This window comes from Klebsiella sp. 2680, assembly GCF_900198535.1.
Lineage (GTDB): Bacteria > Pseudomonadota > Gammaproteobacteria > Enterobacterales > Enterobacteriaceae > Klebsiella > Klebsiella indica.
The window spans coordinates 1,275,702-1,301,136 of the sequence record NZ_FZNJ01000001.1 but is presented as its reverse complement, the minus strand read 5'-3'; the positions used below and the strand labels follow the sequence as shown (position 1 = coordinate 1,301,136).

The 25,435-nt window shown below is 55.0% G+C and carries 21 protein-coding genes and 1 other annotated feature; of the genes, 12 read left to right on the top strand and 9 right to left on the bottom strand.

The features are described 5' to 3' along the window. Positions 1–103: 103 nt before the first annotated feature. A complete protein-coding gene (mscK, locus tag FN037_RS06165) occupies positions 104–3,448 on the top strand; it encodes a mechanosensitive channel MscK (RefSeq protein WP_142501747.1) in 3,345 nt (1,114 codons plus the stop codon). Between the two features lie 166 nt (positions 3,449–3,614). On the opposite strand, the gene rsmS is transcribed toward mscK, so the two are convergent. Both rsmS and priC read right to left on the bottom strand, forming a co-directional pair. After that, positions 3,615–3,773 carry a pleiotropic regulatory protein RsmS gene (rsmS, locus tag FN037_RS06160; RefSeq protein ID WP_138358005.1) on the bottom strand — a complete coding sequence of 53 codons (159 nt, stop codon included), beginning with the start codon at positions 3,771–3,773 and terminating at the stop codon, positions 3,615–3,617. A gap of 14 nt (positions 3,774–3,787) precedes the next feature. After that, the gene (gene priC, locus FN037_RS06155; RefSeq protein WP_138358003.1) at positions 3,788–4,315 is read right to left on the bottom strand and encodes a primosomal replication protein N''; all 528 of its coding nucleotides are present in this window, start codon (positions 4,313–4,315) and stop codon (positions 3,788–3,790) included. A 69-nt stretch (positions 4,316–4,384) separates the two neighbouring features. Between priC and FN037_RS06150 the strand changes: the two genes are divergently transcribed. The 9 genes from FN037_RS06150 to FN037_RS06105 all read left to right on the top strand — a co-directional run bounded on the left by FN037_RS06150 (position 4,385) and on the right by FN037_RS06105 (position 13,978). Further along, positions 4,385–4,762: a DUF454 family protein gene (locus FN037_RS06150; RefSeq protein WP_142501746.1), complete on the top strand. Its 378-nt coding sequence runs from the start codon at positions 4,385–4,387 to the stop codon at positions 4,760–4,762. 150 nt (positions 4,763–4,912) lie between these two features. Further along, positions 4,913–5,464, top strand: a complete 552-nt coding sequence (apt, locus tag FN037_RS06145) for an adenine phosphoribosyltransferase (protein ID WP_138357999.1) — start codon at positions 4,913–4,915, stop codon at positions 5,462–5,464. 255 nt (positions 5,465–5,719) lie between these two features. After that, positions 5,720–7,624, top strand: a complete 1,905-nt coding sequence (dnaX, locus tag FN037_RS06140; RefSeq protein ID WP_142501745.1) for a DNA polymerase III subunit gamma/tau — start codon at positions 5,720–5,722, stop codon at positions 7,622–7,624. Next, positions 6,957–7,021 (top strand) — a sequence feature (DnaX frameshifting element). Its footprint overlaps the gene before it by 65 nt. A 45-nt stretch (positions 7,625–7,669) precedes the next feature. Beyond that, complete coding sequence (locus FN037_RS06135; protein ID WP_042324433.1) at positions 7,670–7,999, top strand: YbaB/EbfC family nucleoid-associated protein; 330 nt, start codon at positions 7,670–7,672, stop codon at positions 7,997–7,999. Next, on the top strand, positions 7,999–8,604 hold the full coding sequence (gene recR / locus FN037_RS06130) for a recombination mediator RecR (protein WP_138357995.1): 606 nt from the start codon (positions 7,999–8,001) through the stop codon (positions 8,602–8,604). Before FN037_RS06135 ends, recR begins: the two co-directional genes overlap by 1 nt. Before the next feature lie 110 nt (positions 8,605–8,714). Beyond that, positions 8,715–10,589 carry a molecular chaperone HtpG gene (gene htpG, locus FN037_RS06125; protein ID WP_142501744.1) on the top strand — a complete coding sequence of 625 codons (1,875 nt, stop codon included), beginning with the start codon at positions 8,715–8,717 and terminating at the stop codon, positions 10,587–10,589. Between the two features lie 226 nt (positions 10,590–10,815). After that, positions 10,816–11,460, top strand: a complete 645-nt coding sequence (adk, locus tag FN037_RS06120) for an adenylate kinase (protein WP_138357991.1) — start codon at positions 10,816–10,818, stop codon at positions 11,458–11,460. A gap of 187 nt (positions 11,461–11,647) precedes the next feature. Next, positions 11,648–12,610, top strand: a complete 963-nt coding sequence (hemH, locus tag FN037_RS06110) for a ferrochelatase (RefSeq protein WP_142501743.1) — start codon at positions 11,648–11,650, stop codon at positions 12,608–12,610. A 63-nt stretch (positions 12,611–12,673) separates the two neighbouring features. Continuing rightward, entirely contained in the window at positions 12,674–13,978 is a 1,305-nt protein-coding gene (locus tag FN037_RS06105; RefSeq protein WP_138357987.1) for an inosine/guanosine kinase, read from the top strand. 50 nt (positions 13,979–14,028) lie between these two features. Here the strand turns inward: FN037_RS06105 and ybaL are convergent, their stop codons facing one another. Continuing rightward, positions 14,029–15,705 carry a YbaL family putative K(+) efflux transporter gene (ybaL, locus tag FN037_RS06100; RefSeq protein WP_138357985.1) on the bottom strand — a complete coding sequence of 559 codons (1,677 nt, stop codon included), beginning with the start codon at positions 15,703–15,705 and terminating at the stop codon, positions 14,029–14,031. A 438-nt stretch (positions 15,706–16,143) separates the two neighbouring features. Next, positions 16,144–17,364 carry an MFS transporter gene (locus FN037_RS06095; protein ID WP_138357983.1) on the bottom strand — a complete coding sequence of 407 codons (1,221 nt, stop codon included), beginning with the start codon at positions 17,362–17,364 and terminating at the stop codon, positions 16,144–16,146. A 163-nt stretch (positions 17,365–17,527) separates the two neighbouring features. Here FN037_RS06095 and ushA point away from each other — a divergent pair, with 163 nt between their 5' ends. Continuing rightward, positions 17,528–19,180: a bifunctional UDP-sugar hydrolase/5'-nucleotidase UshA gene (ushA, locus tag FN037_RS06090; RefSeq protein WP_142501742.1), complete on the top strand. Its 1,653-nt coding sequence runs from the start codon at positions 17,528–17,530 to the stop codon at positions 19,178–19,180. A 154-nt stretch (positions 19,181–19,334) separates the two neighbouring features. Here ushA and ybaK read toward each other — a convergent pair whose 3' ends face one another. From ybaK to copA, 3 genes are all read right to left on the bottom strand, one after another. Next, positions 19,335–19,814, bottom strand: a complete 480-nt coding sequence (ybaK, locus tag FN037_RS06085; protein WP_138357979.1) for a Cys-tRNA(Pro)/Cys-tRNA(Cys) deacylase YbaK — start codon at positions 19,812–19,814, stop codon at positions 19,335–19,337. Positions 19,815–20,015: 201 nt separating this feature from the next. Then, on the bottom strand, positions 20,016–20,807 hold the full coding sequence (locus FN037_RS06080; protein WP_138357977.1) for a TraB/GumN family protein: 792 nt from the start codon (positions 20,805–20,807) through the stop codon (positions 20,016–20,018). Positions 20,808–20,950: 143 nt separating this feature from the next. Next, entirely contained in the window at positions 20,951–23,452 is a 2,502-nt protein-coding gene (gene copA / locus FN037_RS06075; protein WP_138357975.1) for a copper-exporting P-type ATPase CopA, read from the bottom strand. A gap of 106 nt (positions 23,453–23,558) precedes the next feature. Between copA and cueR the strand changes: the two genes are divergently transcribed. Next, on the top strand, positions 23,559–23,969 hold the full coding sequence (gene cueR, locus FN037_RS06070) for a Cu(I)-responsive transcriptional regulator (RefSeq protein ID WP_138357973.1): 411 nt from the start codon (positions 23,559–23,561) through the stop codon (positions 23,967–23,969). Here the strand turns inward: cueR and FN037_RS06065 are convergent. Beyond that, on the bottom strand, positions 23,966–24,430 hold the full coding sequence (locus FN037_RS06065; protein ID WP_142501741.1) for an NfeD family protein: 465 nt from the start codon (positions 24,428–24,430) through the stop codon (positions 23,966–23,968). The genes cueR and FN037_RS06065 overlap by 4 nt on opposite strands. Further along, entirely contained in the window at positions 24,427–25,344 is a 918-nt protein-coding gene (locus FN037_RS06060) for an SPFH domain-containing protein (protein ID WP_138357969.1), read from the bottom strand. The genes FN037_RS06065 and FN037_RS06060 overlap by 4 nt, the downstream gene beginning before the upstream one ends. Positions 25,345–25,435: the final 91 nt, after the last annotated feature.

Genomic DNA, 25,435 nt, shown 5'->3' with positions numbered 1-25,435 from the left:
TTCCTGCTGTCTGCCGCTATTCGCGCGGTGTCAGAAGTGCTATTCTGCGCGCTGCGACGATCCCCGGTATTCTCCGGCTTTTGCAACCACTCATGTTAACACTATGCTGCACACTATCCGTTGGCGAAACGCCCTGTCTGCGTTCATTATTACCCTGATTTTTTTTGTCAGCCTGAGTCGCATTAATCAAGCGATTGCGGCTGATTTACCTGAGCGATCTGAAGTCCAGAGCCAGCTCAATACGTTGAACAAGCAAAAAGAGCTGACCGCGCAGGACAAGCTGGTTCAGCAAGATCTGACCCAGACCCTGGAAATCCTCGATAAAATTGAACACGTAAAGTCGGAAACGGCACAATTGCGTCAGAAGGTCGCGCAGGCGCCGGCAAAAATGAATCAGGCTATCAATAGCCTGAATGCATTGAGTGATGTGCCTGATGATGAAACCACGCGTAAAACGTTGAGCACCTTGTCGCTGCGCCAGCTGGAGTCGCGCGTCTCTGAGATGCTGGATGATTTGCAAAACGCGCAGAACGATTTGGCGGCTTATAACAGCCAGTTAGTCTCCCTGCAGACGCAGCCGGAGCGTGTGCAAAATGCGATGTATTCAGCGTCGCAGCAGTTGCAACAGATCCGTAACCGCCTGAATGGTACCTCTGCAGGGGAGGAGGCGTTACGCCCCAGTCAGCAAAATTTGCTGCTGGCGCAGCAGGCGTTACTGAATGCGCAGATAGACCAACAGCGCAAAAGCCTGGAGGGCAACACTGTGTTGCAGGATACCCTGCAAAAACAGCGTGATTATGTCACCGCTAACAGCAACCGTCTGGAGCACCAGCTTCAGCTATTGCAGGAAGCGGTTAACAGTAAGCGCTTGACGCTCACTGAAAAGACCGCTCAGGAAGCGGCGTCGCCGGATGAAACCGCGCGTATTCAGGCTAACCCGCTGGTGAAACAAGAACTGGATATAAACCATCAACTTAGCGAAAGGCTTATTTCGGCGACGGAAGACGGTAATCAGCTGGTCCAGCGTAATATCAAAGTGAAAACCTGGCTCGATCGGGCGCTGCAATCGGAGCGCGATATTAAAGAGCAGATCTCCGTGCTGAAAGGCAGCCTGTTGCTGTCGCGTATTCTTTATCAACAGCAGCAAACCCTGCCTTCCGCAGAGGAACTGGGCGATATGACCAATCGTATCGCCGACCTGCGTCTGGAACAGTTTGAGATTAATCAGCAGCGTGATGCGTTATTCCAGAGCGATGCGTTTGTCGCGAAGATGGAAGACGGTCATAGTAGCGATGTGAATCCCGAGGTGCACGATGCGCTTCTGGAAATTGTTGATATGCGCCGGGAACTGCTCGATCAGTTGAACAAACAGCTGGGTAATCAACTGATGATGGCGATTAACCTGCAGGTGAATCAGCAGCAGTTAATCAGCGTTTCGACGAACCTGAAAGCCATCCTGACTCAGCAGATTTTTTGGGTAAACAGCAATCGACCGATGGACTGGGAATGGATTAAAGCGTTCCCTGAAGCGCTGAATGACCAGTTTAACTCAATGAAAATTAAAGTGAACTGGGAAAAGGCCTGGCCTTCCGTCTTTATCGCGTTTCTTGCCGGTTTGCCGCTGCTGCTGATTGCCGGGCTTATTCGCTGGCGTCTGCAGTGGCTAAAAGCGTATCAGGCGAAACTGGCGTCGCAGGTCGGGCAACTGCGCAATGATACCCAGCTCCATACGCCGAAAGCGATTCTGATTGATCTGATCAGAGCATTACCTGTGGTGCTGCTGATTCTGGCTATTGGCCTGATTTTGCTGACAATGCAACTAAATATCAGCGATTTGCTTTGGGCTTATAGTAAAAAGCTGGCATTTTTCTGGCTGGTATTTGGCCTGTGCTGGAAGGTGCTGGAAAAAGACGGCGTGGCGGTAAACCATTTTACGATGCCGTCACGATTAACCAGCCACTGGCGGCGACAGATTGTCCGCGTCAGCCTTGCTCTGCTGCCGTTAAACTTCTGGTCCGTCATGTCGGAACTGTCGCCGCTGCATCTGATGGATGATGTCATCGGGCAGTGCGTTATTTTCCTCAATCTGCTGCTGATTGCGGTGCTTGTCTTACCGATATGTCGCGAAAGCTGGCGCGATAAAGAGTCCCACAACCTTCGCCTTATCACCGTTACTGTACTGTCGATCGTACCTATCGCGCTTATGGTGCTGACGGCGACGGGCTATTTCTACACCACTCTGCGCCTTGCGGGCCGCTGGATTGACACCGTTTATCTGGTCATGCTGTGGAATCTGCTTTACCAGACTGTACTGCGCGGTTTGAGCGTCGCCGCCCGGCGTATTGCCTGGCGACGCGCGCTGGCGCGCCGTCAGCACCTGGTCAAAGAAGGGGCCGAGGGCGCTGAGCCGCAGGAAGAACCCACCATTGCTCTGGAGCAGGTCAACCAGCAGACGCTGCGTATTACGATGCTGGTGATGATCGCGCTGTTTGCGGTGCTGTTCTGGGCAATCTGGTCCGATCTCATCACCGTTTTCGCCTATCTCGACAGCATTACGCTGTGGCACTACAACGCGACCGAGGCCGGGCGTAATGTCGTGAAAAGCGTCACGATGGGCAGTTTGTTGTTTGCCATTGTCGCCTTGATGGTGGCCTGGGCGCTGATTCGCAACTTACCTGGCTTGCTCGAAGTGCTGGTGCTCTCGCGGCTGAATATGCGCCAGGGGGCGTCATACGCAATTACCACTATCCTGAACTACGCCATTATTGTGATTGGCGCGATGACGGTATTTGGTTCACTCGGCGTCTCATGGGATAAATTGCAATGGCTGGCGGCGGCACTGTCGGTTGGCCTTGGCTTCGGCTTACAGGAAATTTTCGGTAACTTTGTCTCTGGTTTGATTATTTTGTTTGAACGCCCGGTGCGTATTGGCGATACGGTGACCATTGGCACGTTTTCCGGTACCGTCAGTAAGATTCGTATCCGTGCCACCACCATCACCGATTTTGACCGTAAAGAGGTCATTATTCCCAATAAGGCTTTCGTTACGGAGCGTTTGATCAACTGGTCGCTTTCCGACACCGTAACCCGCGTGGTGATCCGTCTTGGCGTGGCCTATGGTTCGGACCTCGATAAGGTGAAAGCGGTGCTACTGAAGGCGGCTCAGGAGCATCCGAAAGTGATGCAGGAGCCCGCGCCATCGGTCTTCTTTACTACCTTCGGCGCCAGCACGCTCGATCATGAACTACGCCTGTACGTGCGTGAACTGCGCGACCGTAGCTACGCGGTGGATGAGCTTAACCGCGCTATCGACCGTTTGTGTCGCGAGAATAATATCGATATCGCCTTCAACCAACTGGAGGTTCATCTGCGTAATGCAAAAGGCGATGAAGTGACAGAAGTGAAGCGTGACGGCCAGGATGGCGATGCCTCTCCGGTGATTGGCTAATGATGTCGTGAGGGGCGACCGACGCGCCGCCTTCTCTATACTCAGCCATACTTCGGGTTGGCGTGCGTGGCTGCGCGTTTTCAGGTTTACACCGGCAAAAACACTCATCACCTGACAACGACATTGACACCCTTAATGCGCTGACCACTGACGGCTTCTGTGTTTATTACGAGGAGGATTCCGCGCTTTTTATTTTGTTTTCATAGTCCTGACGAACAATCTCCAGCGCGGCGAGTACGGTTTGCGCCGGGATCTTATTCTCTTCAAGCAGCATAATTAAATCGACCGCCAGTTTGACTTCCTCAGGCGCATTTTCCAGCGACATATCACCTCCTGCGGTTAGCGTGTTAAGCGGGCCAGCCTGGCTTCAATTTTTTCCAGCGCATCGCGACAGCGGGCTAAACGTCCGGCGTAGATCTCCACCTCTTTTGCCAGCCGATGCTGCTCTTCCGGACTCGTCGCTTGCGTCAGCTGGCGCTGACGATCGTTTCTCATGGCCAGCAATCGTCGTTCGTATTCCTGATGCTGTATACGTCTGCGCTGCCAACGATTAAGCATCGGTGAAGCGCTGTCCCAGGCGCGTAATGACCAGGTGGCTGTCTCCCGGCCGATCGCTGATATTTGGGCGACGAGACGTTCCGACAGCCAGGCGACTTGCGGTAGCTGCTGACGCTCGACCGCCTGTTGTAGCGCATTAAAGTGCGCTTTAGCCTCATCAAGATAAGCCTGCATTTGTGTGCTACGGGCACGGAACAACTGGCGATCAAACCGTGGACTGAGCGTCGTGTGATTGGCCAGCGGCGCAACCTGTGTTGCCAGATCCGCCAGTTGATGTTCCAGCGAATGTAAAAGCCGGGTCGTTTTCAAATAACGTCTCCCTCCTCTGATAAACAACTGTGCTACATTAGCCTCATCATCTTGATAACGATTCGCATTATGCCTCGAATTATTTTAATCATCATTGGCTGGCTGGCGGTAGTGCTGGGGACGCTGGGCCTGTTTTTACCTTTACTGCCAACGACGCCGTTTATTCTGCTCGCTGCGTGGTGTTTTGCCCGCTCATCGCCGCGCTTTCACCATTGGCTTTTGTATCGCTCATGGTTTGGCGGCTACCTGCGTCACTGGCAAAAATACCGCGCGATGCCGCCAGGCGCTAAGCCGCGGGCGGTGGCGATGATTCTGCTGACCTTTGCCATTTCCCTGTGGCTGGTTCATCTTACATGGGTGCGCATTTTACTGCTGCTTATTCTGGCCTGTTTGCTGATATTTATGTGGCGTATTCCGGTGGTTGATGCAAAACAACAAAAGCACTGATGCGCAATAATGATGGTTGCAATTGACGCAGACAGACAGTAAATTCTGGCGTTTTCGAGTACGGGTAAACCCGGTCAAAGGTTAAACAAATGTTTCTTTGGCCAGGCTGATATGCCCGTGAGTAATACCGTTTTAATCAGGCATAAACTTATGACCGCGACTGCACAGCAGCTTGAATATCTGAAGAACAGCATCAAAAGCATCCAGGATTACCCGAAGCCAGGCATCCTTTTCCGGGATGTCACCAGCTTGCTGGAAGACCCGAACGCTTACGCGCTCAGCATTAATCTGCTGTCCGAGCGTTATAAAGACGCGGGTATTACTAAAGTGGTGGGCACCGAGGCGCGTGGTTTCCTGTTTGGCGCACCGGTTGCGCTGGCGCTGGGCGTCGGTTTTGTTCCGGTACGCAAGCCGGGTAAGTTGCCGCGTGAAACTATCGCTGAAAGCTATGAGCTGGAGTACGGCACCGACCAGCTGGAAATCCACGTCGATGCCATCAAACCGGGCGATAAGGTGTTGGTGGTTGACGATCTGCTGGCGACCGGCGGCACGATTGAAGCGACCGTGAAGCTGATCCGCCGTCTGGGCGGTGAAGTGCATGACGCGGCCTTTATTATCAATCTGTTCGATCTGGGCGGCGAGCAGCGTCTGGAGAAACAGGAGATTAATAGCTATAGTCTGGTTCCTTTCCCGGGACACTGATTCAGGCTACCTTATTTGCCATTTCGGCCCCGGTCAGGCCTGACAAAACGTATTTGCGTTTTGAATACCCAAAAGGGTGAGCGTAGCGAATAAATCCTCACGTATGACCTGTACGCTCAGGCTTTTGCGTGCTGTCCGTCACCTGACTGGCTGCCACGATAAGGCCTGAATCTAACCTGGCAACCTCGCTGTATTTGCGAGGTTGTGTTAGCATTCCCCCTATGTATCCACCTTCCAGCGTTTCAGAGTTAGCCCATGAGTTATCAGGTCCTGGCCCGTAAATGGCGCCCACAAACCTTTGCTGACGTTGTCGGCCAGGAACATGTGTTGACCGCACTGGCGAACGGCTTGTCGTTAGGGCGTATTCATCACGCGTATCTTTTTTCCGGTACCCGCGGCGTCGGTAAAACCTCTATCGCCCGTCTGCTGGCGAAAGGGCTAAACTGCGAAACCGGTATTACCGCCACGCCGTGCGGCGTCTGTGATAACTGCCGTGAAATCGAGCAGGGGCGCTTTGTCGATCTGATTGAGATCGACGCCGCCTCGCGCACCAAAGTCGAAGATACCCGCGACCTGCTGGATAACGTTCAGTACGCGCCAGCCCGCGGTCGCTTCAAAGTTTATCTGATCGATGAAGTCCACATGCTGTCGCGCCACAGCTTCAACGCGTTGTTAAAAACGCTGGAGGAGCCGCCCGCGCACGTTAAATTCCTGCTGGCGACCACCGATCCGCAAAAGCTGCCGGTGACCATTCTTTCCCGGTGTTTGCAGTTCCATCTGAAGGCGCTGGACGTTGAGCAAATTCGCCATCAGCTGGAGCATATTCTCGGCGCGGAGCAGATTGCTTTTGAACCGCGGGCGCTGCAATTACTGTCACGTGCGGCGGACGGCAGCCTGCGCGATGCGTTAAGTCTGACCGACCAGGCAATCGCCAGCGGCGACGGCCGTCTGACGACCGAGTCCGTTAGCGCCATGCTTGGCACTCTTGACGACGATCAGGCGCTTTCGCTGATTGAGGCGCTGGTTGCCGCCGACGGCGAGCGCGTGATGGCCGGCGTCAATGAGGCGGCCGCGCGTGGCGTGGAGTGGGAAGCCTTACTGGTTGAGATGCTTAGCCTGTTGCACCGTATTGCCATGGTTCAGCTCTCGCCCTCGGCGCTGGGCACCGATATGGCTGTCGTGGAACTGCGGATGCGCGAGCTGGCGCGCACGGTGCCGCCAGGCGATGTCCAGCTGTACTATCAAACGTTGTTGATTGGCCGTAAAGAGTTGCCCTATGCGCCGGACAGGAGAATGGGGGTCGAAATGACGCTGCTACGCGCGCTGGCCTTTCATCCGCGCCTGCCGCTACCGGAGCCGGAAACGCCACCGGCGCGGGTTACTCCGGCCGCCCCTGTCGCGCAGGTTGCCCCGGCACCCGTTGGACAGCCGCCGCAGAATCTGCCGCAGACCACCAGCCAGGTGCTGGCGGCCCGCAGCCAGCTACAGCGCAGCCAGGGAGCGCCCCGCTCAAAAAAGAGTGAACCGGCAGCCGCTTCCCGCGCGCGGCCGGTGAATAACGCCGCGCTTGAACGACTGAGTTCGATTACCGAGCGCGTGCAGGCGCGCCCGGCGGCAGCGGCTCTGGAACAGGCTCCGACGAAGAAAGAAGCCTATCGCTGGAAAGCGACGACGGTTGTCGAAGCAGTAAAAGAAGAGGCGGCAACGCCAAAAGCGCTGAAAAAGGCGCTGGAGCATGAGAAAACGCCGGAACTGGCGGCGAAACTGGCCGCGGAAGCGATTGAACGCGATCCGTGGGCGGCGCAAATTAGCCAGCTCTCCCTGCCGAAGCTGGTGGAACAGGTGGCGTTAAACGCCTGGAAAGAGGAGAACGGCAATACGATTTGTCTGCATCTGCGGACTGCGCAGCGACACCTCAACTCTGCTGGCGCGCAGCAAAAGCTGGCGGAAGCATTGAGTGCTCTAACGGGCTCGACGGTTGAACTGACCATCGTTGAAGATGATAATCCCGCGGTGCGCACGCCGCTGGAGTGGCGTCAGGCGATTTATGAAGAGAAACTCGCGCAGGCGCGTGAGTCGATTGTTGCGGATAACAACATTCAGACGCTACGTCGATTCTTTGACGCGGAACTGGATGAAGAGAGTATTCGCCCCATTTGATCGTAAGCGTGGCTTGCGATTGTAAACCATCAAGAGAGAGAGCTTATGTTTGGAAAAGGCGGCCTGGGTAACCTGATGAAGCAAGCCCAGCAGATGCAAGAAAAGATGCAGCAGATGCAGGAAGAAATCGCCAGACTGGAAGTCACCGGCGAGTCTGGCGCGGGGCTGGTGAAAGTGACCATTAATGGCGCCCACAACTGCCGTCGCGTGGAAATCGACCCAAGCCTGCTGGAAGATGACAAAGAGATGCTGGAAGATCTGGTCGCTGCGGCGTTCAACGATGCGGCGCGTCGTATTGAAGAGACCCAGAAAGAGAAGATGGCGTCTGTTTCTTCCGGTATGCAACTGCCGCCTGGCTTTAAGATGCCGTTCTGATGCAGACCAGTCCGCTGCTAACTCAGCTTATGGAAGCGCTGCGTTGCCTGCCGGGCGTTGGCCCGAAGTCAGCGCAGCGCATGGCGTTTACCCTGCTGCAGCGTGACCGCAGCGGCGGGATGCGCCTGGCGCAGGCGCTCACCCGGGCGATGTCGGAAATTGGTCACTGCGCCGATTGCCGCACCTTTACTGAACAAGAGGTGTGCAATATTTGCAGTAATCCTCGACGTAAAGAAAATGGCCAGATCTGTGTGGTAGAAAGTCCGGCGGACATCTACGCCATTGAGCAGACCGGCCAGTATTCCGGGCGCTACTTCGTGCTGATGGGGCATCTGTCGCCGCTTGACGGCATCGGGCCGGATGATATCGGTCTCGATCGTCTGGAGCAGCGTCTGGCGTCAGAATCGCTCAGCGAAGTGATCCTCGCCACCAACCCGACGGTGGAGGGAGAAGCGACCGCCAACTTTATTGCCGAGCTTTGCGCGCAATATGGCGTGGAGGCCAGCCGTATTGCTCACGGTGTGCCGGTGGGCGGTGAGCTGGAAATGGTCGACGGCACCACGTTGTCCCACTCCCTTGCCGGGCGTCACAAGATTCGTTTTTAACCAAACGGAGGTGCTTTTTGGGGCCTCCGCTTGAAAATTTCCCTTTTTGTCCCCATCTCACCCTCAACGGTTTTTTACCATTAACAATGGCATTGTTGAGGTTGATTTAGATGAAAGGACAAGAAACTCGTGGTTTTCAGTCAGAGGTAAAACAGCTTCTGCACCTGATGATCCATTCTCTTTATTCCAATAAAGAAATTTTCCTGCGTGAGCTGATTTCCAACGCCTCTGATGCGGCCGATAAGCTGCGTTTCCGCGCGCTGTCCCAGCCGGATCTGTACGAGGGGGATGGTGAGCTGCGCGTGCGTGTTTCATTTGATAAAGACAACCGCACCCTGACCATCGCCGATAACGGTATCGGCATGAACCGTGATGAGGTCATTGATCATCTCGGTACTATCGCCAAGTCCGGCACCAAAGCATTCCTTGAGTCCATGGGGTCTGACCAGGCGAAAGACAGCCAGTTGATCGGCCAGTTTGGCGTCGGCTTCTATTCGGCGTTTATTGTCGCTGATAAAGTGACCGTACGCACCCGTGCGGCGGGTGATAGCGCGGAAAACGGCGTATTCTGGGAATCCGCAGGGGAAGGGGAATACACCGTTGCCGATATCAGCAAAGCCGATCGCGGCACCGAGATTACGCTGCATCTGCGTGAAGGCGAAGATGATTTCCTCAACGACTGGCGCGTGCGTTCGATCATCAGCAAATACTCTGACCATATCGCGCTGCCGGTTGAAATTGAAAAGCGCGAAGAGGTTGACGGTGAAACCGTCATTTCCTGGGAGAAAATCAACAAAGCCCAGGCGCTGTGGACTCGCAATAAGTCGGAAATTAAAGACGACGAGTATAACGAGTTTTACAAACACATTGCTCACGACTATACCGACCCGCTGACCTGGAGCCACAACCGCGTGGAAGGTAAGCAGGAGTACACCAGCCTGCTGTACATCCCGTCTCAGGCGCCGTGGGATATGTGGAACCGCGATCACAAACATGGGCTGAAACTGTACGTACAGCGCGTCTTTATCATGGACGACGCCGAGCAGTTCATGCCGAACTACCTGCGCTTCGTGCGTGGTCTGATTGATTCCAACGATCTGCCGCTGAACGTTTCCCGCGAAATCCTCCAGGACGGCACCGTTACCCGCAACCTGCGCACCGCACTGACCAAACGCGCGCTGCAGATGCTGGAAAAACTGGCGAAAGACGATGCGGAAAAATACCAGACTTTCTGGCAGCAGTTTGGTCTGGTGCTGAAAGAAGGCCCGGCGGAAGATCATGCTAACCGGGAAACTATCGCTAAGCTGATGCGTTTTGCTTCCACGCATACGGATTCTTCTGCGCAAACCGTCTCTCTGGAAGAGTATATCTCCCGCATGAAAGAAGGGCAGGAGAAGATCTATTACATCACGGCCGACAGCTATGCCGCCGCGAAGAGCAGCCCGCATCTGGAACTGCTGCGTAAGAAAGGCATTGAGGTTCTGCTGCTTTCCGATCGCATCGACGAGTGGATGATGAGCTATCTGACCGAGTTCGACGGTAAGCCGTTCCAGTCAGTGGCGAAAGCCGATGAGTCGCTGGATAAACTGACAGATGAAGTTGATGAAAGCGCCAAAGAAGCGGAAAAAGCGCTTGAGCCGTTCGTTGAGCGGGTGAAAAAACTGCTGGGCGAGCGGGTGAAAGAGGTTCGTCTGACCCATCGCCTGACTGATACGCCGGCTATTGTCACCACCGATGCGGATGAGATGGGCACGCAGATGGCGAAACTGTTTGCCGCTGCGGGCCAGACCGTGCCGGAAGTGAAATATATTTTCGAACTCAACCCGGATCACGTTCTGGTGAAACGCGCGGCGGATACCCAGGATGAAACGCAGTTCAAAGAGTGGGTAGAACTGCTGTTAGATCAGGCGCTGTTCGCTGAACGCGGCACGCTGGAAGATCCGAACCAGTTTATTCGCCGTATGAACCAGTTGCTGGTATCCTGATAGCGACGTCGTGATGCCGGATGCGACGCGTGAGCGTCCCGTTCGGCTTTACAGTTTGTTCAGGCCCGCCATTCGGTATTTTATTCCTCTCAAACCTGCTCTTTTCTTATTCTTATCCCGTTAACCGTTTCAGCGTCGGGCGCCTTCCTTGAGCGAGTTGCGTGATGGTGGTATCGTTTAGCGCTTTTTTTAAAAAATATCGACAACCTTTAAGGGGATTTTCGTAATGCGTATCATTCTGCTTGGCGCTCCGGGCGCGGGTAAAGGAACTCAGGCTCAGTTCATCATGGAGAAATACGGTATTCCGCAAATCTCCACAGGCGACATGTTGCGTGCCGCGGTGAAATCAGGCTCCGAGCTGGGCAAACAAGCAAAGGACATCATGGACGCCGGTAAGCTGGTAACCGATGAACTGGTTATTGCCCTGGTGAAAGAGCGTATTACTCAGCAAGATTGCCGTAACGGCTTCCTGCTGGATGGCTTCCCGCGTACGATTCCGCAGGCTGACGCCATGAAAGAAGCGGGCATTGCGGTTGATTATGTTCTCGAATTCGATGTGCCGGACGAGCTGATCGTTGATCGTATCGTTGGCCGTCGCGTGCACGCGGCGTCAGGTCGTGTTTACCATATCAAATTCAATCCGCCGAAAGTGGAAGGAAAAGACGATGTGACCGGCGAAGCGCTGACCACCCGTAAAGACGATCAGGAAGAGACCGTGCGTAAGCGTCTGGTTGAGTATCATCAGATGACGGCGCCGCTGATTGGTTACTACCAGAAAGAAGCCGAAGCGGGCAACACGCAGTATGCGAAAGTCGATGGCACCAAAGCAGTAGCCGAAGTACGTGCCGAACTGGAAAAAATCCTCGGTTAAGTTTTAGCGCGGTTAATGTTAATGCCGGATGGCGGTGTAATCACCCTATCCGGCCTACGATTTTCTTGTCGGCCTGATAAGCGCAGCGCCATCAGGCAAATTCTCATCTTACCTCTCGCAGCAATTAGTTTTTCTTCCTCGCTTTTCCGCTACAATTATCAACAATTTGAATCAATAAGAGGCGGTAATGCATCAGACGAAAACCGGTATCCTGCTGGCTAACCTTGGCACTCCCGATGCCCCAACTCCTGAAGCGGTTAAACGCTATCTGAAGCAATTTTTAAGCGATCAACGCGTGGTGGATACTTCTCGTCTGCTGTGGTGGCCGCTGCTGCGGGGCGTGATATTGCCGCTGCGCGCGCCACGGGTGGCTAAGCTGTACCAGTCTATCTGGATGGCGGAGGGCTCTCCGCTGATGGTCTACAGTCGTCAGCAACAGCAGGCGCTGGCGGCATGTCTGCCGGATACGCCGGTTGCGCTGGGGATGAGCTACGGTTCGCCGTCGCTGGAAAGCGCAGTGGATGAACTGCTGGAGCAGGGGGTTGACCATATTGTGGTGCTGCCGCTCTATCCGCAGTACTCCTGTTCTACCGTGGCGGCGGTTTGGGATGAACTGGGACGTATTTTCGCCAAAAAACGGTCAATCCCCGGAATCTCTTTTATTCGCGATTACGCTGATGATATGGATTATATTCACGCGCTTGCCGCCAGCGTTCGCGCTTCGTTTGCGGCGCATGGTGAGCCGGATATACTCCTGCTCTCCTATCATGGGATCCCGCAGCGTTATGCCCGGCAAGGGGATAGCTATCCTCAGCGTTGTCGTGATACCACCCGCGAACTGGTTTCAGCCCTCGGACTGCCGCATGAACAGGTCATGATGACCTTTCAGTCGCGTTTTGGTCGGGAGCCCTGGTTAACGCCTTACACCGACCAGACGCTGAAAATGCTCGGTGAGAAGGGGGTCCGGCATATTCAGGTTATTTGTCCTGGATTTGCCGCTGATTGTCTGGAAACGCTGGAGGAGGTCGCCGTGCAGAACCGGGAAATTTTTCTTACCGCCGGTGGGCAGAAATATGAATATATTCCGGCACTTAATGCGGATTCCGCACATATTGAAATGATGGTCAACCTGACGGCGAAATATCGCTGATCGCGCGTGGTGAGGGGAGTATGCTACTATTCCCCGCTTGTTCACTGCCAATAAATCACCACTATGAAATTTCCCGGTAAACGTAAATCCAAACACTACTTTCCCGTCAACGCTCGCGATCCGCTGCTAAAACAAATTCAGCCGGACAATGAATCCAGCGTCGCCTGGGTCGTCGGCATCGATCAAACGTTGGTGGATATAGAAGCGAAAGTGGATGAAGCGTTTATCGTACGCTACGGCCTGAGCGCCGGACACTCCCTGGTGATTGAAGATGATGTTGCCGAGGCGCTGTATCAGGAGCTGGTACGCGATGATCTGATTACCCACCAGTTTGCCGGTGGCACGATTGGCAACACGTTGCACAACTACTCGGTGCTGGCGGATGACCGCTCGGTTCTGCTTGGCGTGATGTGTCGCAATATTGAAATTGGCGGTTATGCTTACCGTTATCTGTGTAATACCTCCAGCCGTACCGATCTGAACTACCTGCAAGGCGTGGATGGGGCGATTGGCCGTTGTTTTACGCTGATTAGCGATTCCGGTGAGCGTACTTTTGCCATCAGTCCTGGCCATATGAATAAACTGCACCCGGACAGCATCCCGGAAAGCGTTATCGCCGGCGCTTCCGCGCTGGTGCTGACGTCTTATCTTGTGCGCTGCAAACCGGGCGAGCCGATGGCGGACGCGACGATGAAAGCCATTGAGTATGCGAAAAAGCACGATGTGCCGGTGGTTCTGACGCTGGGCACCAAATACGTTATCGCCGATAACCCGGACTGGTGGCAGCAGTTCCTCAAGGAGCATGTGTCGATTCTGGCGATGAATGAAGAGGAAGCGGAAGCGCTGACCGGCTTGTCCGATCCACTGCTGGCTGCCGATAAGGCGCTGGAGTGGGTGGATCTGGTACTGTGTACCGCCGGGCCTGCCGGGCTTTATATGGCGAGTTTTACCGAGGATGAGGCGAAGCGAAAAACGCAGCATCCGCTGCTGCCCGGGGCTATCGCCGAGTTTAACCAGTATGAATTCAGCCGCGCGATGCGTTATCAGGATTGCGTTAATCCACTGCGCATTTATTCGCATATTGCCCCGTATATGGGCGGGCCGGAGAAGATCATGAATACCAACGGCGCGGGCGACGGCGCGCTGGCGGCGCTGCTGCATGATGTCACCGCCAACAACTATCACCGTAATAACGTGCCAAACTCCAGCAAGCACAAATGCAAATGGCTGACCTATTCATCCCTGGCGCAGGTGTGTAAATATGCTAACCGTGTAAGCTATCAGGTACTGAATCAGCATTCGCCGCGCCTGACTCGCGGCCTGCCGGAACGGGAAGACAGCCTGGAAGAGGCTTACTGGGATCGTTAAGTTGTATTGCCCGGCGGTGTTACGCTTACCGGGCCAGGGAGGGGGGACGTTTACCCCGTCACCACCTCTCCTGCTGGCGGCGTTTCAAGCAGTTGCAGCATTGCGCGGGCAATTTCCCGCTCGCCCATCACCACCTGGTTGGCCCCACGTTCAACAATGTACTCCACTTCATCGTCATAATGGGCGCGGGCGATGATCTCGATATGCGGGCACTTATCACGCGCAGAAGCAACGATTTCCCCGGCTTCGTAGCCATTAGGGATGGTTAGCAGCAGCCAGCGGGCGCAGTCCAGATGCGCCAGATTCATAATCTCTTCGTTGGCGGCATTACCCAATACCGCGCGAATTCCCCTGGCGCGAAGCTCATCTACGCGCGTACGCGATGTTTCGATAACCACCAGCGGTATTCCCTGGGACATCAGTTTTTCACCGAGCAGGCTGCCAACGCGACCAAAACCCACCAGCAGCGCGTGATTACAAATATCAACCGGGATCTGCTTCTCTTCTTCCAGCACCTCTTCCAGCGTCTGGTCGTCCAGCGTTTCGGTTTTATCGAGGTATTTTTCCAGCAGAGTGAATAACACCGGGTTGAGCATGATTGAGATAATCGCGCCGGCAAGGACCAGATTCTGCCCGGCCTGCGGCAGCAGATTCAGCATCATCCCCAGCCCCGCGAGGATAAAAGCGAATTCACCGATTTGCGCCAGGCTGGCGGCGATCGTCAGCGCAGTACGCGGTGAGTGGCCAAACATTCGCACCAGAAAGAAAGCGGCGGCTGATTTACCAAAGATAATGATTGCCAGCGTTCCCAGTACCGCCAGCGGTTGTTCCACCAGAATCATCGGGTCAAACAACATGCCCACAGAAACAAAGAACAGCACAGCGAACGCATCGCGCAGAGGCAGAGTATCGTGGGCCGCGCGATGGCTGAGTTCGGATTCATTGAGCACCATGCCGGCGAAGAAGGCGCCCAGGGCGAAGGAGACATCAAACAGCTCAACCGCGCCGAAGGCAATGCCAAGCGCCAGCGCCAGCACCGACAGCGTAAACAGCTCGCGAGAGCCGGTTGCGGCGCTACGTGACATAATCCACGGTACCAGGCGGCGGCCCACCAGCATCATTATCGCGATAAAAGCGACGACTTTACCGATGGTGATACCCATGTCGACGGCCAGCGAAGCCAGACCAACATCGCCTTTCTCCGCCATGCCAGCGACGGCGGGGAGCAGAACCAGCGTCAGCACCATCACCAGATCTTCAACGATCAGCCAGCCGATAGCGATTTGCCCGCGCTGGCTATCAATAAGCTGACGTTCTTCCAGCGCGCGCAGCAGCACCACGGTACTGGCGGTGGAAAGACAGAGGCCAAAAACGATACCGATCATCAACGACCAGCCCAGTATTGTAGAGAGCGCCATGCCTAATAGTGTCGCCACGGCTATCTGGGCGATTGCGCCAGGAATGGCGATGGCTTTTACCGCCATCAAATCTTTTAAGGAGAAATGCAGGCCGACGCCAAACATCAGCAGGATCACGCCAAGCTCGGCCAGTTCCGGCGCAAGTTTGGTATCCGCGACAAAACCGGGGGTGAATGGCCCTGCAAGAACGCCCGCTAACAGATATCCCACCAGAGGAGAAATGCGTAGTTTATTGGCAATCATGCCGAGTATAAAAGCGAGCACAAGGCCGCCAACAATGGTGGTAATAAGCGGGGTGGCGTGATGCATTCCGTCTCCTTGCAGTGGTGAGTTAATCCATTTTCGGTATAGATACCCGTCATATTTCAATTGGCATGGATGTCGCAATTACTCGCCCGATTCCTGGGGCTCCCCAATGCGATCTGGCCATATCCAGCAAGCTCCTGAGGACCTTTGCGCCACGGTGAGGTGCCAGCCATTCTGAGGTGGCGTTTGCCCGCTTCAAACACGGTTATCCGCGTTAGTTGCCCTGCGACTCGAATGATTCAGGGTATAAAACCAAAAAGCCCGAGTAATAGTTTATGACAATTCCGATTGTTTTGTTTATGAATAATTATTGAATTTTATAGAAAAATGGGATTGACATGAAAAAAAGCACAGAACGTAAAATGGCAGCAGGTTATGCAGGATGACGCCGGTAAAGTAAGAGATTGTGGCAGCCAAAGTTTCACTTTGGCTGCCGGATAATCATGACTTTTGATGGTTATTAGGGAGAAATATCGTCAGGATGCCGAGAAGTGGCAGGAAAGCGCAGATTTTATAGACCAGTTCGATACCCGTATGGTCAGCTAAAAGCCCCAGTACGGCGGCGCCAAGGCCGCCCATGCCAAAAGCGAAACCGAAAAACAGACCAGAAACCATGCCAATCCGGCCCGGCAGCAGCTCCTGAGCATAGACCAGAATAGCGGAAAAGGCCGACGCGAGGATAAAACCAATAATCACCGTTAAAATACCGGTCCATTCCAGACTGGCGTAGGGTAAAACAAGGGTAAATGGCGCTACGCCGAGAATAGAGCCCCAAATAACATATTTACGGCCAATCTTGTCGCCAACAGGCCCGCCAATCACCGTTCCTGCGGCCACCGCAAACAGGAAGGCAAACAAATGAATCTGGGCATTTTGTACGGATAATCCAAATTTTTGCATCAGATAAAAGGTGTAATAGCTACTGATGCTCGCCAGATAGAAATATTTCGAGAAAATAAGTATTAGCAGGACGCAAACGGCGAGAATTACTTTGTTTCTAGGCAGCGGATTGACAATCACCGCCTTTGGTTTGCCTTTATTCATACGATGCTGCGCGGCATACCAGCGACTGATTTGCGCCAGCACCACGATGGCCAGCAGCGCCGCGAGAACGAACCAGCCAACGTTAGCTTTGCCATATGGCGCGATAATAATCGCGGCGAGCAGCGGGCCTAAAGAACTGCCAAAATTTCCGCCAACCTGGAATATCGACTGCGCGAGGCCATGGCGTCCGCCTGAAGCCATGCGCGCCACGCGCGAGGATTCAGGATGGAAGACCGACGAGCCGGTACCGACCAGCGCAGCGGCCAGCAGAACCATGCCGAAGCTCCCGGACATCGCCAGCAGCACCAGACCGCTCAGCGTAAAACACATCCCTACCGGTAGCGACCACGGCATCGGATGTTTGTCGGTCAGGTAGCCGACGACGGGTTGCAGGAGCGACGAGGCCAACTGAAAGGTGAGTGTGATCATCCCGATCTGCACGAAGGTTAAGGAAAACTCTGCCTGCAGCAGCGGGTAGATCGCCAAAATTAACGACTGGATCATATCGTTTAGCAAATGAGAGAGGCTGATTGCGCTGAGAATGCCAAACGAAGTACGTGCTTTTTGCGGCGCAGTGGCAGGGCCGGGTAAGGGTTGTGCGGTCTGATTCATGGCCATAGGTTCACTTAACGGTTTTTTATAGAGGATGCAGGTGGAATTATTATCTGCCTAACATACCTGCCTCTGAGGTTTGAAGGAAGTCGCAATTCTGAAAACATATTTGTCTAATCGGCTAACTCGCTATACTTTCGGCATTTGTTACTAAGTCAGGGAGAGAAATATGCACTTTATGAAGCAGGGCGTCGCGCTGGCGCTAGTTACTGCATTATCGCTGGGGAGCCTGTCAGCGCAGGCCTATGAGCAGGATAAAACCTACAAAATTACCATCCTGCATACTAACGATCATCATGGCCACTTCTGGCGCAGCGATTACGGCGAATATGGCCTGTCGGCGCAAAAAACGCTGGTGGACAGTATCCGTAAAGAGGTCGCCGCAGAGGGCGGCAGCGTGCTGCTGTTATCCGGCGGCGATATTAATACCGGGGTGCCGGAGTCCGATTTACAGGATGCTGAGCCTGATTTTCGCGGGATGAACCTGATTGGCTACGATGCGATGGCGGTAGGCAATCACGAGTTTGACAATCCGCTTAGCGTACTGCGTCAGCAGGAGAAATGGGCGAAGTTTCCGTTTATCTCCGCCAATATTTACCAGAAAAGCACCGGCGAACGCTTGTTTAAGCCGTGGGTGCTGTTTAAACGCGGCGGGCTGAATATTGCGGTCATCGGCCTGACCACGGACGATACGGCTAAAATTGGTAATCCTGAGTATTTTACGGATATCGAATTTCGTAAACCAGCGGAAGAAGCCAGATTAGTCATTCAGGAGCTGCAGCAGAACGAAAAACCGGATGTCATTCTGGCGGCGACGCATATGGGCCATTATGACAACGGCGAGCACGGTTCAAATGCGCCCGGTGACGTTGAGATGGCGCGTAGTCTGCCGACAGGTTCGCTGGCGATGATTGTTGGCGGTCATTCTCAGGATCCGGTATGTATGGCGTCTGAGAATAAGAAGCAGGTGGACTATGTGCCGGGTAGCCCGTGCGCGCCAGACAAGCAAAATGGTATCTGGATCGTGCAGGCCCATGAGTGGGGGAAATATGTTGGCCGCGCTGATTTTGAATTCCGCAATGGCGAAATGAAGCTGGTGCACTATCAACTGATCCCGGTCAACCTGAAGAAAAAGATCACCTACGACAACGGCGAGAGCGAGCGCGTCCTCTATACTCCGCAAATCGCTGAAAACCCACAGATGCTTTCCCTGCTGACGCCTTTCCAGAACAAAGGCAAAGCGCAGCTACAGGTGAAAATCGGTAGTGTGAATGGGCATCTGGAAGGCGATCGGAGTAAAGTGCGCTTTGTGCAAACCAATATGGGGCGCCTGCTGCTGGCGGCGCAAATGGCGCGTAGTAACGCCGATTTCGCGGTCATGAGCGGCGGCGGGGTGCGGGATTCGATTGACGCGGGTGATATTACCTATAAAGACGTGCTGAAGGTGCAACCTTTCGGTAACGTGCTGGTGTATGTCGATATGAGCGGCAAGGAAGTGACGGAGTATCTGACCGCAGTGGCGCAGATGAAGCCGGATTCCGGCGCCTATCCGCAGTTTTCCAACGTTAGTTTTGTTGCCAAAAACGGCAAACTTGACGATCTGAAAATTAAAGGTGAACCGGTGGATCCGGAAAAAACTTATCGTATGGCGACGCTGAGTTTTAACGCCACTGGCGGCGATGGTTATCCGCATATCGATAGCAAACCCGGCTATGTGAATACCGGCTTCATTGATGCTGAGGTGTTAAAAGAGTATATCCAGAAAAACTCGCCGCTGGATGCGGCGGCCTATGAGCCGAAAGGCGAGGTTAGCTGGCAGTAATGTTTGTCGAATTCCCCGGCGGCGCGGCGCTGACCGGGGAAACTGGATGTCCGGGAACGATGTCTCACCCCAGCCCCCTTCCAGAAAGGGGGAACAGGGGCCCATACTCTATTTCCGGGGATTTTCTGCCGATAGTGAGCCGGGTAAACAGTGACTAATCGCGCCGTGCGATATCGGCGAATTTTGCCTCAAGGATCTTCGCCAGATCGCTGGCTGCCAGTTCAATATCCAGCCCGCGTTTGCCGCCGGAAATATAAATGGTGGCAAACTCCTGAGCAGGCGCGTCAATGACCGTCGGCAGGCGCTTTTTCTGCCCGAGGGGGCTGATACCGCCCACCAGATAGCCGGTGACGCGCTGCGCCACCATCGGGTCTGCCATATCCACTTTCTTGGCGCCCAGGGCTTTTGCCACCTTTTTCAAATCTAACTGGCCAGCCACCGGGGTGACCGCGACGGCCAGATGTTTCATATCCCCGTTGACGGCTACCAGCAAGGTCTTATAGACCTGATCGGCGTTCAGTCCCAGCTTACGTACCACCTCATCGCCAAAATTGGTTTCGTTTGGATCGTGATCGTAACTGTGGATGTTAAAAGCGATTTTGTTTTTTTCGAGTAATTTTACGGCGGGAGTCATCGTTATCCTTCTTACCAACCGATTTAACGTGGCATAAGCATACGCCCGACGGCGGTCGAAAAAATAGTATCATCTTGCGCAATAGTGTTGGCAGTGATGGCCACTTTGAGCGACAATCGGACGATCCGGGGTGCGAACCCCGGGATAATAATAATGATGAAATTCCTCTTTGACGGGCCAATAGAAATATTGGCCATTTTTTTACGTCAACATATCCGGCAGATTCCCTTCACCGTACAAATGCAGCGCGCCGACGGCAACCACGTAGCGTCCCGGCGGCAGCGCCAGCAACGTTTCTCGCCAGGCCAGATTACGCTGGTGCATCAGGACGTCATACAGCGATTGGCTAAACGTTGTTGGTAGCGCGGTTGCATTGTTTGACGGCGGTTGTTCCAGCCACCAGCCGATCATCACCTGCAGCAGCCGGGCATTGGTACGCCAGTGGGTCAGGGTATCCTCCAGCAGCGCCAGCCCGCCATCGGGCAGATCCCGCAGCAGGGCAATCTGGTTATCGGCACCTTCCAGCTCCATCACTCTGATATTGTTTTCACGCGCCGCCATCAGCAGCTGATAATCAATACCGTAATGCGCTCTCAGCCCCAGTTTTTGCGCCTGAGTGGCCTGTAATACCATCGCCACCTGCCACAACGGTTGGCTGTCGAGCAGTGTAATGGCCAGGCCCATTTCCTCAGCGCGTGTTTTCAGTTCGGCAAACTGAGCCTCGCTCAGGCGTTCGGCGAGCGGTGGATAAGCGGGAAGGTTGCTGAACGGCGTCTCATTGCCGGTAATATCGGCCTCGACAATCAGCGCATCGGCCTGGCGGATCTTTTTCAACAGCCGGACGGGGGGCGACATATCGCGGGTGCCCATATGAATGCTGCCGACCAGGTGCAGATAGCGCTTGCCGGGAAGGGTGATATCCAGCGCGGGCCAGGAATAAGACGAACCGGCGACGGCTCGCCACAGCATTTTTATTCGATTTAACAGGCCCATACGTGCTCCGTAATGTAAGGGAACCATGCTAGCGCGCAGGGAACGGAGGCGCAAGAGAACTTATTGACCGCGGCTGAAGAACGGGATGCCCCGGCAGCGCAGTCGCTGACCGGGGAAGCTGGGTTATCGCTGTCTGCTGAGCGCTATGATTTTGGCTTAAAGCGCAGCAGTCGGTTGGCGTTGCTTACCACGGTAATTGAGGAGAGCGCCATGGCCGCGCCAGCCACCACCGGATTAAGTAGCGTTCCGGTCAGCGGCCAGAGGATCCCGGCGGCAATCGGAATACCCAAAGAGTTGTAAACAAACGCCCCCATCAGATTCTGCTTCATGTTACGCAGCGTCGCTTTTGATATTTCCAGCGCATCGGCGACCCCGTTCAGACTGTGGCGCATCAGCGTGATAGCCGCGGTTTCAATGGCGACATCGCTCCCGCCGCCCATGGCGATACCCACATCGGCCTGAGCCAGCGCGGGTGCATCGTTGATACCGTCGCCGACCATCGCTACCTGATGCCCCTGGCTTTGCAGGCGCTTAATGGCATCGGCTTTACCGTCGGGCAGAACCCCGGCAATCACTTCATCGATGCCTGCTTCTTTGGCGATGGCGTTGGCGGTGGTTGGGTTATCCCCGGTCAACATAACCAGGCGGTAGCCCTGACGATGCAGTCTGGCTAACGCCGCCACGCTATCTTCCCGTAGCGGATCGCGAATGGCGAACAGCGCCGCCGCCTGACCATCTATCGCCAGCAGTACCGGCGTCGCGCCCTGTGAAGCCTGGGCGGTCATTTCGCTTTCTAGTTCCGCGCTCGCCACGTTGTACTCATTAAGCAGTGCCTGGTTGCCGAGCAGCAGGTTGTGACCTTCGGTTTCGCCGCTGACGCCCAGCCCGCGCAGCGTGCGGAAGTTATTCACCGTCGGCAGTCGATCGTCCGCGGCTTTATCGAGGATTGCCCGCGCCAGCGGGTGGCTGGAGCCTTGTTCCAGAGACGCGGCCAGACGCAGCGCGGTGGTTTCATCGATAGCGGTGAACGTTTTTATCGCCACCACCTGGGGTTTACCTTCGGTCAGCGTACCGGTTTTATCAAAAACTAACGTATCCAGGGTACTGGCACGTTGCAGCGCATCGGCATCGCGAACCAGTACGCCATATTCCGCCGCGCGACCGACGCCGGAGATAATTGACATTGGCGTCGCCAGCCCCAGCGCACAAGGGCAGGCGATAATCAGTACCGTGGTGGCGATTACCAGGGTATAAACGATTTGCGGTGCCGGGCCGAAAAAGTACCAGATAGCGGCGCTGAACAGGGCAATCGCCACCACCGCCGGGACGAACACGGCGGAGATTCTGTCTGCCAGTTGGCCAATTTCCGGCTTACTGCTTTGCGCCTGGCGCACCATGCGGATAATCCGCGCCAGGGTGGTCTGGCTGCCGACGGCGCCGGCGGTAAACAGCACGCTGCCGTCCTGCACCACGGTCCCGGCATGAATGGTGTCGCCATCGCCTTTTTGCTGCGGCACCGGTTCGCCGGTGAGCATCGCTTCATCAAACCAGGCTTCGCCCTGGCTTATCACGCCGTCAACCGGGACACGATCGCCGGTGGTCAGGCGTAGCGTCATCCCTGACTGCACTTCCGCCAATGGCAGATCTTTTTCACCGTTGTCAGTGACGACCCGTGCTGACGGCGGCGTTAAATCGAGGAGTTTTTCCAGCGCTTTGGAAGAACGCTGACGCGCGCGAGCTTCCAGCATATGGCCGAGGTTGATCAGGCCGATAATCATCGCGCTGGCTTCATAATAGAGGTGGCGGGCTTCCATCGGGAACCACTGTGGCCACAGGTTGACGCTTATTGAGTAGAGCCAGGCGACTCCGGTGCCCAGCGCCACGAGGGTATCCATCGTCGCGGCGCCGTTTTTCAGGCTTTTCCAGGCGCTGCGGTAGAAATGGCCGCCAGCAAACACCATTACCGCCAGCGTGATAAGGCCGATAACCAGCCATAGTGAACGGTTGGCGTCGCTGACCATCATATTGTCGCCGATCATCCCCCAGCCCATCACCGGGATACCGACCAGCAGAGCGACGATGGCCTGCCAGCGGAAGCGTTTCATGGTGGCGACGGCGGTTTCCTGCTGACGTTCCCGGCGCTTGAGATCATCTTCGATGGCCTCGGCGCCATAGCCCGCTTTTTCCACCGCCTGGACTAATTCTGCGGCGGACGCGCTGCCCATCACCAGCGCAGTGCGTTCCGCCAGGTTGACCCGCGCCTGCGAGACGCCCGGAACCGCGGCAAGCGCGTTTTGTACCCGGGAGACACAGCTGGCGCAACTCATGCCGTTGATTAACAATTGTTGACTGTCATCCTCGGCATGGGCTGCCGGAAGCTCAGGGGCGGCCGCTGTCAGCGCTTCCGGCGGGGTTGATGATTCTGCCAGCGGTTTAGCCTTTGGGTGGCTGAGTGCCGCGCCGTATCCAGCCTGTTTAATGGTATCAATCAGCGCTTCCGCGCTGGCGCTGCCCGTGACATGGGCTTCGGTAATGGTTACCTCTGCCTGCTCAACGTCAGGGCGTTGCTCCAGGCTTTCTTTTACGCGTTTGACGCAGTGGCCGCAGGAGAGGCCATCAAGCGCCAGGTCGATAGTGTTAGACATAAATAACTCCTGAATAATTTTCCGGTTAATGATTGACCAGATCCACTCTTTCATCGAGTATTATCAAGGTTAAACCTTCCAGCAAGGGGAAGGTCAAGGAGGAAAAATGAATATTAGCGATGTAGCCAAAAAAACCGGCCTGACCAGTAAAGCGATTCGTTTTTACGAAGAGAAAGGGCTGGTGACGCCGCCACGACGGAGTGAAAATGGTTACCGTAGCTACAGCCAGCGGCATCTGGATGAACTGACTTTGTTACGGCAGGCGCGTCAGGTGGGGTTTACCCTGGAAGAGTGTCGCGAGCTGATATTTCTGTTTAACGATCCCTCGCGGCACAGCGCCGACGTTAAGCGGCGGACGCTGGAGAAAGTGGCGGAAATTGAACGTCATATCAGCGAGTTGCAAGGTATGCGCGCTCAGCTACTGGCGCTGGCGGATGCCTGTCCCGGCGATGACGGCGCGGATTGCCCGATAATCGATAATCTCTCCGGCTGCTGTCATCGCAAGGTAAAAGTTTAGCGTTTGACGGGAATTTCTCTGACCCGCAACGTAATTCCTTCGACGGCGACAACTTCGACTTTACTGCCGGCCATGAGATCGTCATCGGCAATGACTGGCCATGAGCTGTCGCCGACGCGCACATGCCCACGACCGTTGACCAGCGCGCTTTCCAGCGTAAAGCGACGCCCCAGCATCTGTTGGCCACGCTGATTGAGCTGCGCATCTGCCGGTTTCTGGCGTTTTACACGGTTACGCAACCAGCGTGACCACAGCCAGGCCGCCAGGAGTGTCAGCACGGCGAACAGCGTGCCCTGCCACTCCCAGCTAAACGGCAGCATCCAGGTCAACACGCCGGTAATCACCCCGGCGATACCGCTCCATAGCAAATAGCCGTTGCCGCCGAGCATTTCCGCCGCCAGCAGCAGCCCGCCGAGGCTGAGCCAGAAAATATGCGGATGGGCGATTATCATCTCAATCATGATTTTTTCCGCTCACTGGCGCTGTCCTTAATCAGTTCGGTAATCCCGGCGATTGAGCCCATCAGACTGCTGGCGTCAAGCGGCATCATGACCACTTTGCTGTTATTCGCGGAACCAATCTGCTGCAACGCTTCAGTGTATTTCTGGGCGACGAAGTAGTTCACCGCCTGGATATCTCCGGAGGCTATCGCATCGGAAACCATCTGGGTGGCGCGGGCCTCCGCTTCGGCGGAACGTTCACGCGCTTCCGCCTGCAGGAATGCGGACTGGCGTTCACCTTCCGCTTTCAGGATTTTTGACTGTTTTTCCCCCTCAGCTTTGACAATCTCCGCCTGGCGGATCCCTTCAGCTTCCAGAATATAGGCGCGTTTGGTTCGTTCCGCTTTCATCTGGGCGTTCATCGCGTCAATGAGTTCTGCCGGTGGACGAACATCGCGAATCTCGATGCGGGTAATTTTAATGCCCCACGGATTGGTGGCTTCATCGACGATATGTAGCAGGCGGGTATTGATACTGTCGCGCTGAGAGAGCATTTCGTCGAGCTCCATTGACCCGAGAACCGTACGGATGTTGGTCATCGTCAGATTGATGATCGCCAGCTCAAGGTTACTGACTTCATACGCCGCTTTCGGCGCGTCAATGACCTGAATAAAACAAACGGCATCAATAGCCACGTTGGCGTTATCTTTTGAGATCACTTCCTGGGAAGGAATGTCGAGCACCTGCTCCATCATATTAATTTTGCGTCCGACGCGGTCCATAAACGGCACCACCAGGCTCATGCCGGGCTGGAGGGTTTGCGTATAGCGACCGAAGCGTTCAACCGTCCACTGGTAGCCCTGAGGGACGATTTTCACCGCCGCGCCAACGATAACTAACGCAACAAAAATAAGAATAGGGATAACAATCAGCATCAAAAACCTCCTGTCTTGTTGCCTGTAAGTGCGCCGAAAGAATGACATGTGTCTCATCAGAGTATATCTTTCTGCGCATCCCGGTGAAAGG

Excerpts from the sequence above, each read along its gene's own strand:
- mscK (WP_142501747.1), top strand. The coding sequence starts at position 104 with ATGCTGCACACTATCCGTTGGCGAAACGCCCTGTCTGCGTTCATTATT.
- rsmS (WP_138358005.1), bottom strand. The coding sequence starts at position 3,773 with ATGTCGCTGGAAAATGCGCCTGAGGAAGTCAAACTGGCGGTCGATTTA.
- FN037_RS06150 (WP_142501746.1), top strand. The coding sequence starts at position 4,385 with ATGCCTCGAATTATTTTAATCATCATTGGCTGGCTGGCGGTAGTGCTG.
- apt (WP_138357999.1), top strand. The coding sequence starts at position 4,913 with ATGACCGCGACTGCACAGCAGCTTGAATATCTGAAGAACAGCATCAAA.
- dnaX (WP_142501745.1), top strand. The coding sequence starts at position 5,720 with ATGAGTTATCAGGTCCTGGCCCGTAAATGGCGCCCACAAACCTTTGCT.
- FN037_RS06135 (WP_042324433.1), top strand. The coding sequence starts at position 7,670 with ATGTTTGGAAAAGGCGGCCTGGGTAACCTGATGAAGCAAGCCCAGCAG.
- recR (WP_138357995.1), top strand. The coding sequence starts at position 7,999 with ATGCAGACCAGTCCGCTGCTAACTCAGCTTATGGAAGCGCTGCGTTGC.
- htpG (WP_142501744.1), top strand. The coding sequence starts at position 8,715 with ATGAAAGGACAAGAAACTCGTGGTTTTCAGTCAGAGGTAAAACAGCTT.
- adk (WP_138357991.1), top strand. The coding sequence starts at position 10,816 with ATGCGTATCATTCTGCTTGGCGCTCCGGGCGCGGGTAAAGGAACTCAG.
- hemH (WP_142501743.1), top strand. The coding sequence starts at position 11,648 with ATGCATCAGACGAAAACCGGTATCCTGCTGGCTAACCTTGGCACTCCC.
- FN037_RS06105 (WP_138357987.1), top strand. The coding sequence starts at position 12,674 with ATGAAATTTCCCGGTAAACGTAAATCCAAACACTACTTTCCCGTCAAC.
- ybaL (WP_138357985.1), bottom strand. The coding sequence starts at position 15,705 with ATGCATCACGCCACCCCGCTTATTACCACCATTGTTGGCGGCCTTGTG.
- FN037_RS06095 (WP_138357983.1), bottom strand. The coding sequence starts at position 17,364 with ATGGCCATGAATCAGACCGCACAACCCTTACCCGGCCCTGCCACTGCG.
- ushA (WP_142501742.1), top strand. The coding sequence starts at position 17,528 with ATGCACTTTATGAAGCAGGGCGTCGCGCTGGCGCTAGTTACTGCATTA.
- ybaK (WP_138357979.1), bottom strand. The coding sequence starts at position 19,814 with ATGACTCCCGCCGTAAAATTACTCGAAAAAAACAAAATCGCTTTTAAC.
- FN037_RS06080 (WP_138357977.1), bottom strand. The coding sequence starts at position 20,807 with ATGGGCCTGTTAAATCGAATAAAAATGCTGTGGCGAGCCGTCGCCGGT.
- copA (WP_138357975.1), bottom strand. The coding sequence starts at position 23,452 with ATGTCTAACACTATCGACCTGGCGCTTGATGGCCTCTCCTGCGGCCAC.
- cueR (WP_138357973.1), top strand. The coding sequence starts at position 23,559 with ATGAATATTAGCGATGTAGCCAAAAAAACCGGCCTGACCAGTAAAGCG.
- FN037_RS06065 (WP_142501741.1), bottom strand. The coding sequence starts at position 24,430 with ATGATTGAGATGATAATCGCCCATCCGCATATTTTCTGGCTCAGCCTC.
- FN037_RS06060 (WP_138357969.1), bottom strand. The coding sequence starts at position 25,344 with ATGCTGATTGTTATCCCTATTCTTATTTTTGTTGCGTTAGTTATCGTT.